The sequence below is a fragment of the Streptomyces atriruber genome, from assembly GCF_001418325.1.
Classification (GTDB): Bacteria; Actinomycetota; Actinomycetes; order Streptomycetales; family Streptomycetaceae; genus Streptomyces; species Streptomyces atriruber.
In genome coordinates, this window is the sequence record NZ_LIPN01000352.1 from 1 (window position 1) to 12140 (window position 12140).

At 72.3% G+C, this 12140-nt stretch carries 10 protein-coding genes; 4 read left to right on the plus strand and 6 right to left on the minus strand.

From position 1 onward, the window contains the following. The 3 genes from AOK03_RS31125 to AOK03_RS31135 form a co-directional block, all read right to left on the minus strand. Positions 1 to 1199: lycopene cyclase family protein (locus AOK03_RS31125; RefSeq protein WP_055568713.1), on the minus strand; the 1199-nt coding region annotated here is incomplete at its 3' end. 93 nt (positions 1200 to 1292) lie between these two features. Next, the gene (locus AOK03_RS31130; RefSeq protein ID WP_055568714.1) at positions 1293 to 2552 is read right to left on the minus strand and encodes an NAD(P)/FAD-dependent oxidoreductase; all 1260 of its coding nucleotides are present in this window, start codon (positions 2550 to 2552) and stop codon (positions 1293 to 1295) included. Positions 2553 to 2603: 51 nt separating this feature from the next. Continuing rightward, positions 2604 to 3800, minus strand: a complete 1197-nt coding sequence (locus tag AOK03_RS31135) for a MerR family transcriptional regulator (RefSeq protein WP_055568715.1) — start codon at positions 3798 to 3800, stop codon at positions 2604 to 2606. 140 nt (positions 3801 to 3940) lie between these two features. Between AOK03_RS31135 and AOK03_RS31140 the strand changes: the two genes are divergently transcribed. Continuing rightward, positions 3941 to 4627 (plus strand): RNA polymerase sigma factor, encoded by a 687-nt coding sequence (locus AOK03_RS31140; protein WP_063792608.1) that lies wholly within the window; start codon positions 3941 to 3943, stop codon positions 4625 to 4627. Here AOK03_RS31140 and AOK03_RS31145 read toward each other — a convergent pair. Next, positions 4591 to 6099, minus strand: a complete 1509-nt coding sequence (locus AOK03_RS31145; RefSeq protein ID WP_055568716.1) for an FUSC family protein — start codon at positions 6097 to 6099, stop codon at positions 4591 to 4593. The genes AOK03_RS31140 and AOK03_RS31145 overlap by 37 nt on opposite strands. Positions 6100 to 6457: 358 nt before the next feature. Between AOK03_RS31145 and AOK03_RS31150 the strand changes: the two genes are divergently transcribed. Continuing rightward, the gene (locus AOK03_RS31150) at positions 6458 to 6898 is read left to right on the plus strand and encodes a hypothetical protein (RefSeq protein WP_244177819.1); all 441 of its coding nucleotides are present in this window, start codon (positions 6458 to 6460) and stop codon (positions 6896 to 6898) included. Here AOK03_RS31150 and glgX read toward each other — a convergent pair. Further along, positions 6885 to 9014, minus strand: a complete 2130-nt coding sequence (glgX, locus tag AOK03_RS31155) for a glycogen debranching protein GlgX (protein ID WP_055568718.1) — start codon at positions 9012 to 9014, stop codon at positions 6885 to 6887. The genes AOK03_RS31150 and glgX overlap by 14 nt on opposite strands. Positions 9015 to 9182: 168 nt before the next feature. Beyond that, entirely contained in the window at positions 9183 to 9716 is a 534-nt protein-coding gene (locus tag AOK03_RS31160) for a hypothetical protein (protein ID WP_055568719.1), read from the minus strand. Positions 9717 to 9975: 259 nt separating this feature from the next. On the opposite strand from AOK03_RS31160, the gene AOK03_RS31165 reads away from it, so the two are divergent. Both AOK03_RS31165 and AOK03_RS31170 read left to right on the plus strand, forming a co-directional pair. Continuing rightward, a complete protein-coding gene (locus AOK03_RS31165) occupies positions 9976 to 10272 on the plus strand; it encodes a DUF5133 domain-containing protein (protein ID WP_244177820.1) in 297 nt (98 codons plus the stop codon). After that, positions 10235 to 12140: alpha-1,4-glucan--maltose-1-phosphate maltosyltransferase (locus AOK03_RS31170; RefSeq protein WP_079075060.1), on the plus strand; the 1906-nt coding region annotated here is incomplete at its 3' end. The genes AOK03_RS31165 and AOK03_RS31170, both read left to right, overlap by 38 nt.

Below are 12140 nucleotides of genomic sequence, written 5' to 3' on the forward strand. Positions count from 1 at the left end.
GCGGAAGCCGGGGCGTGGGCCCGGTGCTTGGGCAGCCTGGGCAGCTCGGCGGCCGTGCGCAGCATGGGGGCCACGGGGGTGCGCAGCCCGATCGTCAGGTCCTCGCGGACGGTGGTGCGCCCGTCGAGGAAGCGGAGCAGCCGTTCCATGGGGACCTGGCGGAAGAGCCGGGTGAAGAACGACGCCCCGCTGACCCGGCCGGTGTCCAGGGCCCGCAGCAGTACGGCGTCCATGGCCCGTGACCGCGTCGAGTGCGCCGGGGGCGGCTGCGGGGTGCGGCCGCGGTGGTAGGCGGCGGCGATGGCGCGGGTCTGTCGCTGGATGGCGGCGAAGGTGTATCCGGTCGAGGGCCGGGTCGCGCCGCCCGCGGTGCCGATGCGGAAGACGGAGCGGCCTGCGCGGCGGGGGAAGCGCGCGTCGGTCATCGGGATCACGCCGTGCTCCACGCGGACCACTTCGTGGGCGCCGAGGGCCAGTTCGTGCGTCAGATAGCGCGTCAGCGCCGCGTCGTACGCCTGGTCGTCGAGGACCTTGCGGGAGAACTCCGTGTACTCGACCAGGGCCTGGTGCGGGCTGGTGGGCAGCACGTAGGCGAAGGAGAGGCCGTGCGGGGGCTGCGGGGTACGGAAGTCCATCAGGTCCGCCACCAGGGGGTCGAAGGCGGGCCGTTCGGTCGTGACGAACCACCCGTGGAAGTGCTGGAGGAGCGTGGTCCGGCCCGGTGGCAGAAGTCGCGGCGGGCGCGAGTCGAACACCCACCGGGCGCACAGCGTCAGGGGGCGTCCGCCGGGGATGCGCGTGCGGACCTCGGCCCCCTTGCCGACGTCGCGGATCTCCTCGACGACCGCCTCCAGGCGCGCCACGTTCGACTGCTCGGAGAGGCGGTCGTCGACGAGGGACTCGAAGGAGCTGGAGCGCAGCATCTTGTAGCGCAGCGGGGCGGGCGAGGCGGCGACGGCGGTGCCGTCGGGGGCGTGGACGCGCAAGGTGTCCCAGACCGCGGTCAGGGCGGCGTCGAACTCGCCGTCCGGCTCCTCCCAGAAGCACCAGGTGCGCTCCGCGGGCTTCAACGGCCCCGCGGGAGCGTCGACCAGGACCACCGACGGCAGCCGGCCACCGGGACGGCCTGCGGCCAGCCGGTAGGCGAGCGACAGGCCCGCCGCACCGGCACCCACGATGGCGATGTCCGTGTCCTGCATGAAGCCCCTCGGCGGTCGTCTGCCCATGCCCAGCATTCCGCACGGGAGCGCCACTTGGATGCACCGACCGCGCGGAGATCCGCCGGGAGGTCCCTAGACGCGGCCGTCGTGCAGGTCGGCGAGGATCTCGCGGGCGGCGCGGGTGCCGGAGGCAAGCGCCCCCTGGACGGATCCGGTGGTCCGGTGGTCGCCGCAGACGTAGCGTCCGTGCCCGACCCGGCTGGTACGGCTGAGCGCGTGGCCCGGCAGCATGACGGGCAGGGCCTCGGGCACCGTACGCACCGTCAGGAGCTCCCAGTCCGCGGTGTCGGCGGTGTCGGCCTCGTATGCCGCCGCGAGCGCGGAGCGCACGGCGCGTTCCCGGCCCGGGGTGTCGTCCCCCAGGACCGAAGTGGCCACCAGGCCGTGGCCCTTGGGGGCGTAGGAGGGCACGACCTCGCTGAGCACACAGGTGTTCAGGAAGCGCCTGCCGGAGTCGGTGAGCAGGGTCGGCTCGCCGAGGGGCGGGCGCTCGCACAGGTGGTAGTAGGTGGTGACGGCCCGGTAGGGGGACGGGGTGAGGCCGGGGAGCAGATCGGCGGCGGGCCCGGGTCCCGTGGCGACGACCACGATCGGCGCCGTCGCCTCGCCTCCCCCGCCGAGGAGTACGCCGTCGTCGGTCAGGCCCTCGACCGGGCACTCCAGACGGATCGTGGAACCGGGGAGCCCGGCGGCGAGCTGCGCGGGGACGGCGCCGATGCCCGCGGTGGGCAGACAGAGGGTGCCGCGCAGCATGCTGCGCCACACCAGGTGGAAGACGCGGCTCGACGTCTCCAGGTCCTCCTCCAGGAAGACCCCGGACAGGAACGGCCGGAAGAAGCGTTCGACGAACTGCTCGGAGAAGCCCGCGGCGGCCAGCGCCGCACGGGTGCTGCGGTCCCGGCGGTGCTTGATCCGCCCGGCCGGGGGCAGGGCGTCCCGGCCGGCGAGGAGGGCGAGGGCGGCCAGGTCGCGTGGCCCCGGGGACGAGGGGCCGTGGCAGGCGCGCCGGGCGCGGGTGGGGTCCGCCAGCCGGAGCCGTCCCCGGTCGGTGTGGACGAGGACCCCGGGGGTGAAGGGGCGCAGCCGCAGTTCGCGCAGGTTCAGGCGCCTGCGGACCTGCGGATAGGCGGTGTTGAACACCTGGAAGCCCCGGTCGATCACACAACCGCCGACGCGGTCGGAGTGCATCCGGCCGCCCACCGCGTCGGAGGCCTCCAGGACCTGGACGTCCAGTCCCTCGCCCACCAGGTCCGCGGCGCAGGCGAGTCCGGCGAGTCCGGCCCCCACCACGATGACGTCCGGTCGGTCCGGTCCGCCCCGGCTCCTGGACATGACGACCACCTTCGCTGCGCCGACGACTCGTGTGTGCCCGCGGTGCTTCCGCTACCGCGTTCCTTCCTTCTTCGGCTCGCGCACGGCGCGCGGATGCGGTCGGGCCGAGGTGAGTGCAGCGGCTGTGTCACGGGGCGTGCCGAGGAGGGTGACGGCGTCCCGGAGGCTGTTGCAGCGGCCGAACCCGGTGAGGGCGGTCCGTCCCCAGCCCGGCCCCGACGGCAGCACGAGCGCGCGTCGGCGGGCTCCCGCGGGACCCCACTCCATGGCCGCGACACGGCGGGCGACCGCCTCACCGGCCGTGCGACGGTCCTGGGACCACAGCACCACGGCCGCGGGCCCGGTACGCCGCACCGCGGCGACGAGCACCTCCGGCGGCACGGCCGCACCCAGCATGCGGGTCGGCATCCCCTGCTCACCCAGGGCGGCGTTGAGCGCCTCCAGCGGCAGGGTGTGCTGCTCGTCCGCCATGCAGGCGAGCAGCACCGGGGAACTGTCCAGGAGCGGCACCGTGTGCGGCCGCAGCAGCGGAACGCTGCGCAAGGTGGTCGAGATGTGCCAGGACAGCAGGTGCTCGACCTCCACGTACCGGTCGTCCGACAGCTCCCACTTGCGCCCCACCGCACGCAGCGTGGGCACCATCACCTCCTCCCACACGGGCACGAGACCGTACTCACGGACCAGCGCGTTGAGCCTGCTCTGCACCTCGTGCGCATCCAGCCGGACCGCGGCACGCGCCAGACCCCGGCACTCCTGACGCACGTGACCGAGCGGCAACGCGGTGCTGGCGTTGCGGTGGCGCCGTCGGCCGGGCGGGGGCCCGTCGGCAGGGGATGTCCTGGGCCCCGTCGACGGCAGTGCTCCCTCCGGCTCCTCTGACGAATCGTTTCCCGTTGACGGGGCCGATCTCGTCGCGGGCGCGGATCCCGTCGCGGGTACGGATCCCGTCGCGGGTGCGGCCGCCGGAACGTGTCCGGATTCGGCTCGGCGCGAGCTCTTGACCAGGCGTGCCGCCTCCGCGGGCGGGATGCCGCCGGCCGTGAGGCGGCACATGTGTTCCAGCATGGCGATGTCCTGGGGCGCCCACCGCCGGTGGCGCCCCTCCGGGCGGACCGCCGGGCCCAGGCCGTAGCGGCGGTCCCAGCTGCGCAGCGTGGTCGGCGAGACGCCCAGGCGTCGGGCGACGGCGCCCGAGGTCATCGCGGCCCCGGGAGTCTCCGGCGGCTCCGTACCGGCTGAATCGTTCATGCTCTACAAAATACGACGCAGAATCGATGCACGTTGCTCGACCGTCTGCCCGCGCGAAGGATCGGCGCCAGACCGCCTGCCCGCCCCGGACCACCCCGGGGCCGGAGAAGCGGTGCCCCCGGCAGAAGGAGCCGCCGCCCATGATCGCCAGTCAACCGGTCGCCGAGAGCCGTCCCGCCCCCCTGCCGGGGCGCGCGGCGGGCTGGGACGAGGAGGAATTGGCCACCGGCTTCGTGGCGGGGGACGAGGCCTGTCTGACCGTCGTCCATCATCGGTGGGCAGCCCTGGTGAACTGCGTGGCCCGGCGCTCGCTCGGGGACGCGCGGGAGGCCGAGGACGTGACGCAGCAGGTGTTCATCGCCGCCTGGCGCGGACGGGCCGGGTACTCCCCGAGCCGTGGCACCCTGGCCGGCTGGCTCATCGGCATCACCCGGCGCAAGGTCGCCGACGCCCTGTCCGCGCGCACCCGCCGGGCCGCGCTGGTGGACGCCGCGGGCGCGGCGCTCGCCGTGCGCACCGAGGAGTCATCGTCCCTGGACGGCGTGCTCGACCAGCTGCTGGTCGAGCACGAGCTGGCCCGTCTGCCGTCACCGCAGCGGAAGGTCCTGCGCCTGGCGTTCTACGACGACCTCACGCAGCCCCAGATCGCCGTCGTCACCGGCTGGCCCCTGGGCACGGTCAAGAGTCACGCCCGGCGCGGCCTGCTGCGCCTGCGCCACGCCTTCGAGAACGGCGGCGAAGCGGACACCGGCGGCCCCGGCCGGTCCGCGGGAAGCCCGCCCGTCGGGGGTCAGGCCCCCAGCAACGGTGCGCGCCCCGCCCGCTGAAGGGGGTGGGCGAGGTCCGCCAGGGCTCGCTCCAGGCTGTGCAGATGGGCGAGGGCGGGCTCCACGACGGCGTGCGGCAGATCGACGACGGCGCTGACCTCCGCGGGCACCGCCTGCTGTGTCGTCAGGGACTCGACCGCGGCCTCGACACGTCGGCAGGCGGCGGCCAGGCGGGCATCGTGCGATGCCTCGGGGTCGGCGGCGACGGCGGCCAGTCCACGTATCTCGCGCGCACAGTTGTCGAGCAACGCGACCACCTGAAGAGCACGCCCCTTGCGGGTCTTCAGCGGGCTGAACGGATGCACGAGCGGCGCGAGGGAGAGCCGCACCCGGCCGAGGATCGCTTCCAGTTCGGTGATGCGGCGGGCCGGGTCGGCGGACTCCGAGCCCGCGAGCCGTGCGGCCGCTTCCTGCGTGCAGTCGTGGACGCAGCGCAGCGCCTTCTCGATCCAGGCCTCGGTCGTGGCGTGCGTCGTGATCGGCAGCACGAGCAGCACGGCGAGCACCGCGCCGAGGGCACCGATGCCGGTCTCGGCCAGCCGCAGCGCGAGCAGGTCCGCGTCCAGCACGCCGAGCAGGCCGTACAGCGAACCGGCGAGCACCGTCACCGAGAGCATCATCCACGTGTAGGACACCGCGGCCGTGTAGAAGATGCCGAAGACTCCGATCGCCACGAGCAGGGCGCTGGGGACGGGCGCACCCTCCAGAGGTACGACGAGGACGAGGCCCGCGGCCATTCCGATCAGCGTGCCGAGCACCCTCCTGAAGCTCCGTACCACCGTCTCCCCGCGCGAGGTGGTGTTGACGAAGACCCACCAGGTGGCCCCCACCGCCCAGTACCAGCGCTCGCCGGAGAGCAGTTGCCCCGCAGCGAGCGCGAAGGCTCCGCCCGCGGCCGCCTGGATCGCCTGCCGGGTGGTGGCCCGGGCCAGCCCCCTGGCGGCCGGCGGGGCGGGCGGTACGACACCGGGCGGCAGCCTGCGCTCGTAGCACCACACCCCGAAGCGCACGGTCGAGGAAGCGGCCAGCGACAGGAGGACCGCGACGTAGAGCTGGGGCAGCTGCTGCACCTCGGTGTGGAGGAACTGGCTGATGAAGAAGGTCATGAAGGCGAACACGCCGAGCGAATGCCCTCGCGGCCCCCACCGTCGCGCGTACACGCCGAGGCCCATCACGGCCAGGAAGGCGAGGTCCCGCAGCACCGGCGTGTCGTGCAGGGACGCCGCGAGAGCCAGCACGGGGAACCCGACGGCGGGCAGCAGCACCGTGGTGATCGCCTGCCCCCGCACCGTGGTGTCCGTGACGGTGAAGAGGGCGAGCAGCGCGGCGAGCCCGCCCGTGATCGCGGCGACGAGCGAGTGTCCGGCCAGACCGCACACGACCACCGCCAAGGAGATGCCGAGTACGGCCCTCGAAGCGAAGCGCCATCGGATCCCGCCCGGGTCCGGTGCCACGAACACCCTCTTCAGCAAAACTCCCCCGCCCCTTCCGTGCCCGTCTCGACTGCCCGCATGAAAAAGGCGCCGCGGAGATCCGCAGCGCCATCGACATGCCCATCAGACCATCAAACCGCCATCTGGCTCAACCGAGCCCCGGAGAACTGTGCCATTGGCCCACCCGAACACATCGGGACCGACCACGATCAAGCCAACGGCCCATGCGGCTCCCCCGCCACGGGGAACCGGCCCGGCATCACCGGCCGCGGAGAGAGGCGGCAGCGCCTGTTGCAGGACGGTGACATTGCGAGGACAACGCAAAGGGGAGGTCGGCCGTCTAATCAGTCGTGATTGGCCCCAATGGGAAATAGCGCACCTTCTGCGTGAACTCCTCATGTCCTCTCGGAAAGGCATCTCCATGATCGTCACCAAGCGGCACTCCCTGCGCCTCGCTGCGGTAGGCATCATCGGCGCGGTCTCCGTCGCCATGGCGAGCACCGCCGCCACGGCCGCGACCCCGGCCGCGCACCCCGCTTCCGTCGCGCAGAAGGCCACCGCCCCGGCGGCCAAGATCACCGCGAAGCCCTCGGTGAAGTCCGTCAAGGCGTGGCAGCTGTTCCGCGTCACCGGCACCACGACCGGTCTGAAGCCGGGCGCCAAGGTGACCCTGCAGCAGAAGCAGCGCGGCCAGTGGGTCTCCCTGCCCGCCTCCGCTCCCGTCGCCCGCAACGGCGCCTACTCCCTGGGCGTCAAGCTCGGCCTGAAGGGCAAGAACGAGCTGCGCGTCGTCAACAAGACGACGGCCTCCCCCGTGTTCACCGTCACCGTGCGCTGACCGAGGTGGTGCGGGCGGGGCGGGACAGCAGGAGCAGGCTGTGCGGCTCCAGGCAGACCTCGGTGTCGGCCTTGTGTTCCACCTCGTCCGCCGCCCCCAAAGGGTCGGAAGTGTCGATCCGCGCCGTCCAGCGCTCGCCGTACGCGGCGTCCGGCAGGTCGAAGACCACCGGTTCCCAGTAGCTGTTGAGCAGGAGCAGGAAGGAGTCGTCGACCACGGGCCTGCCGTGGGCGTCCGGCTCCGCGATCGCGTCGCCGTTGAGGAAGACGCCGACGGCGTGCGCGTCGGCGCGCCGCCAGTCCTGGTCCGTCATCTCCAGGGCGTCGGGCCGCAGCCACACCAGGTCCGGCAGCGGCTGGCCCCGGTGCGTGGCCGTGTCGCCGCGGAAGAAGCGGCGTCTGCGCAGCACGGGGTGGGCGAGCCGGATCCCGATGGCACGACGGGTGAAGCCGATGAGTTCGCGCTGCTCGTCCGTGAGGTCCCAGTCGATCCAGGAGAGCTCGCCGTCCTGGCAGTAGGCGTTGTTGTTGCCCTGCTGGGTGCGGCCGAGTTCGTCGCCGTGGGCGAGCATCGGAATGCCCTGCGAGAGCATCAGGGTGGCCACGAAGTTCCGCTGCCGGCGCGCGCGGAGCCGCAAGATCCCCTCATCCGTGGTGGGCCCCTCGACGCCGCTGTTCCAGGAGCGGTTGACGTTCTCGCCGTCCCGGCCGTTCTCGCCGTTGGCCTCGTTGTGCTTGTCGTTGTACGAGACCAGGTCGCGCAGGGTGAACCCGTCGTGCGCGGTGACGAAGTTGACGCTGGCGCGCGGGCGGCGGCGGTCGTGCTGGTAGAGGTCGGAGGAGCCGGTCAGCCGGGAGGCGAACTCGGCGAGCGTGTGGTCGGCGCCGCGCCAGAAGTCCCGTACGGAGTCGCGGTACTTGCCGTTCCACTCCGACCACAGCGGCGGGAAGTTGCCTACCTGGTACCCCCCGTCGCCGACGTCCCAGGGCTCGGCGATCAGCTTGACGCGGCTGACGACGGGATCCTGCTGGACCAGGTCGAAGAACGCCGACAGCCGGTCCACGTCGTGGAACTGCCGGGCGAGGGTCGCCGCCAGATCGAACCGGAACCCGTCGACGTGCATCTCGGTGACCCAGTACCGCAGCGAGTCCATGACCAGTTGCAGGACGTTGGGGTGGCGCATCAGCAGGCTGTTGCCGGTGCCGGTGGTGTCGAAGTAGTGCGCCGGATCGTCCTCCGCGAGGCGGTAGTACGAGGCGTTGTCGATGCCGCGGAAGGCGAGGGTGGGGCCGTTCTCGTTGCCCTCGGCGGTGTGGTTGTAGACCACGTCCAGGATCACTTCGAGCCCGGCCTGGTGCAGCGCCTTGACCATGGACTTGAACTCGGTGACCTGCTCGCCGCGCGAGCCGTGCGCCGCGTAGGCGTTGTGCGGGGCGAAGAAGCCGATGGAGGTGTAGCCCCAGTAATTGGACAGGCCGCGGTCGCGCAGGAAGCCGTCCTGCACGTACTGGTGGACCGGCATCAGTTCGATCGCGGTCACGCCCAGGGACGTCAGGTGGTCGATCACCGGCTCCGTCGCGAGGCCCGCGTACGTGCCGCGCAGCGCCTCGGGCACGCCGGGGTGCGTCCGGGTCAGTCCGCGCACGTGTGCCTCGTACACCACCGTGTCGGCGTACGGGCGCCTCGGCGGCCGGTCGCCCTCCCAGGGGAAGGACGGGTCGGTCACCACCGAGAGCGGGGTGTGCCCGGCACTGTCGGCCCGCCCCGGGCCGTCGGCCGCCCGCTCGAAGAGCGCCGCGTCGTTGTCCATCTGGCCCTCGATGGCCCTGGCGTAGGGGTCGAGGAGCAGCTTGGCCGGGTTGCACCGGTGGCCTGCCGCGGGGTCCCAGGGACCGTGCACCCGGTAGCCGTAGCGCCTGCCGGGGCCGATCCCCGGCAGGTAGCAGTGCCAGACGGAGCCGTCGACCTCGGAGAGGGTGACGCCGCGGTGCGTGCCGTCGTCGTCGAGGAGCACGAGGTCGACGCGCTCGGCGATCTCGCTGAACAGGGCGAAGTTGGTCCCCTCACCGTCGTAGGTGGCGCCGAGCGGGAAGGGGGTGCCGGTCCAGGTGCGCACGCAACTGCCTCCGTACGGAAGGGGACTGCGGGGTCGGGCCGGAAACGGTGCGCCGACTGCGGCCGCCCGCTCGGGAAGCCGCAGCCGGTGCTTCGCGCCGCCGCGTGGGGCCGGTGCGTTCGGCCGTCGCGTAGGGCCGGTGCGTTCGGCCGCCGCGTGGGCCGGTCGTCACACGGCCGCGACAGGTGCCTCCGCTTCGGCCATGGCGGCCGCGCCCTCGGCTGCCGCGGCGGCGCCCTCGGCCTCGGCCCCGGCCGTGCGGGGCAGGTCCAGCGCCTCGCGCAGGCCGGGCGCGGGGGTGGGGGGCGTCAGTGGGGCGTGTTCGGGCGCACGGACCCGGCGCGAGAACCAGATGATCTTGCCGTGGGTCGCCGGGAAGCTGCCCCAGCCGTCGCTCAGCGCGGCGATCTGCGTCAGACAGCCCTGCGGCCCGTAGTGCCGGCGGGGAAGGTCACGATTGCTGTCCGACACGGCGGTGATGAGGTGCTGGCCGTTCCACCACATCTCCACGACGGTCTTCTTGTCGGCTCCGTGCTCCTCGATCTCATGGAGCAGAACGCCGGTGCAATGGCAGACGGGTTCGCTGAGGATTCCCAGCCCCCAGTGCCGTAGATGCGCGGTCAGAATCCGCCTGACCTGGTCGATCCTCTCCGGGCTTACCTCGACGTCGAGGTGGTAGTAGCAGGGGATCGCGGATTTCATTGCTCTTGGCTCCTCTCGGCGAAGCTGGTCCGCTCCACCTCGGCCTCGACCGGCCGAGCCCCGAACACGAAACGTGAGCACTGATCGCTACTGAGTCATTCTCAGCGTGAGAGCGCTACTCCATTTGCGCAACACGAACCACAGGCGAGCGCGAGCGCACCGCGGCGGCCGCTTCCAGTAGTTGAATCTCTAACAGGACGCTGGGTGCCCCTGCGTGCACGATGAGTCAGGTGCACCGCACGCCGTCGCGGAAGAAGGGGTGACCAGCGTGAAGCTGCCGCCCGCCAGAGCTGACGTCGCACGGCATCTGCGCCGGTACCGGGCCTGGCAGCGGCTGCTGCTCGCCCACCCCGCCGACCGTTCCGTACGGATCCGCTTCGAGGACAGCGCGTACACGCTGTGCGCGCTGATGGGCGAGCGCAAAGCACGGGAGGCCGCCGACGCGGCCGAGCGGTATCTGCGCCCACGCGCACCGCGCACACCACGCACACCACGCGAGCCCGGCGGAGGAAGGACCGATGACGTCAGCTTCGGAGACGCCCTCCGCTCCCCCTGATCCGCCCGCACCCGGCCCGGTACTCGCACCCGGCCCCGCGTCCGTGCCCATACCCGTCCTGGACGTCCGGCCCGCCGTCGACCGCGGCCGTCGGCCCGCGAAAGCCGTCCCCGGCGAGACCTTCCAGGTCACCGCCACCGTTTTCACCGAAGGGCACGGAGCGGTCGGGGCCGACGTCGTGCTGCGGGGCCCCGGCGGACGCCGCGAGCACCGGACGCCGATGCGTGAACTCTCCCCGGGCAGCGACCGCTGGGGCGCGGAGGTCGCCGCGGACGCCGAGGGACGGTGGACCTACCAGGTGGAGGGCTGGGCGGATCCCGTGACGGACTGGCGGCGCGCCGCCGAGATCAAGGTCCCTGCCGGTATCGACGCCGGGCTGATGCTCGAAGAGGGTGCGCTGCTGTACGAGCGCGCGGCGCGCGCGGCGCCTCAGGGCGCGGCGCGGCGGGCCCTGCTGGCAGCGGCTGCCGCACTGCAGGACGAGGAACGGGCCCCGGTCGTGCGTCTGGCGGCCGTGCTCGCTCCGGAGGTGGCCGCGGCCCTTGCGCGGCACCCCTTGCGGGAACGGCTCTCCCGCTCGCAGGCGCTGCCTCTGCTCGTGGAGCGGCAACGGGCTCTGTACGGGGCTTGGTACGAGTTCTTTCCCCGTTCGGAGGGCGCCGTCGTCGAGCACGGGTCCCCGCCCGTCCCCGGGACGTTGCGCACCGCGGCCGCGCGGCTGCCAGTCATCGCCGAGATGGGCTTCGACGTCGTCTACCTGCCGCCCATCCATCCCATCGGCACCACCTTCCGCAAGGGCCCGGACAATGCGCTCTCCGCCGGTCCTGACGACGTCGGCGTGCCGTGGGCGATCGGTTCTCCGGAGGGCGGCCACGATGCCGTGCACCCGGACCTCGGGACGCTCGACGACTTCGACGCGTTCGTGCGCCGCGCCACCGGGCTCGGCCTCGAAGTCGCCCTGGACTTCGCGCTGCAGTGCTCGCCGGACCACCCCTGGGTGGAGAAGCACCCCGAGTGGTTCGCCCACCGCCCCGACGGCTCCATCGCGTACGCCGAGAATCCGCCGAAGAAGTACCAGGACATCTATCCGATCTCCTTCGACAAGGATCTGCCGGGCCTGATCGCCGAGACGGTGCGGCTGCTGCGGTTCTGGATGGGGCACGGCGTACGCGTCTTCCGCGTCGACAATCCGCACACCAAGCCCGTGGCGTTCTGGGACCGGGTGCTCGCCGAGGTCAACGCGAGCGACCCGGACGTCGTCTTCCTCGCGGAGGCCTTCACCCGGCCGCCCGTCGTGCGGGCCCTGGCGCAGGCCGGTTTCCAGCAGTCCTACACGTACTTCACCTGGCGGAACACCAAGCAGGAGCTCACCGAGCATCTGACCGAGCTCTCCGTCGAGACCGCCGCGTATCTGCGCCCCAATCTGTTCGTGAACACCCCTGACATCCTGCCCGCCTACCTCCAGGACGGGGGCCGTCCCGCCTTCGAGGTGCGGGCCGTGCTCGCCGCCACGCTGTCGCCGAGCTGGGGCATGTACGCGGGCTACGAGCTGTGCGAGAACACCCCGGCCCGGGCGGACTGCGAGGACTACCTGCACTCGGAGAAGTACCAACTGCGCCCCAGGGACTGGGAGTACGCCGAGCGTGCGGGCCGCTCGCTCGCGCCCCTGATCACCGCACTGAACCGGATCCGGCGCGAGCACCCCGCCCTGCGGCTGCTCAGGAACCTCCGTTTCCACGAGGCCGACAACGACGCGGTCATCGTCTACAGCAAGCGCGACGGACAGGACACGGTCGTGGTGGTCGCCAATCTCGACCCTCACCACACCCAGGAAGCCACGGTCTCGCTGGACATGCCGCAACTCGGCC

Excerpts from the sequence above, each read along its gene's own strand:
- AOK03_RS31160 (WP_055568719.1), bottom strand. The coding sequence starts at position 9,716 with ATGAAATCCGCGATCCCCTGCTACTACCACCTCGACGTCGAGGTAAGC.
- AOK03_RS31140 (WP_063792608.1), top strand. The coding sequence starts at position 3,941 with ATGATCGCCAGTCAACCGGTCGCCGAGAGCCGTCCCGCCCCCCTGCCG.
- AOK03_RS31130 (WP_055568714.1), bottom strand. The coding sequence starts at position 2,552 with ATGTCCAGGAGCCGGGGCGGACCGGACCGACCGGACGTCATCGTGGTG.
- AOK03_RS31135 (WP_055568715.1), bottom strand. The coding sequence starts at position 3,800 with ATGAACGATTCAGCCGGTACGGAGCCGCCGGAGACTCCCGGGGCCGCG.
- AOK03_RS31150 (WP_244177819.1), top strand. The coding sequence starts at position 6,458 with ATGTCCTCTCGGAAAGGCATCTCCATGATCGTCACCAAGCGGCACTCC.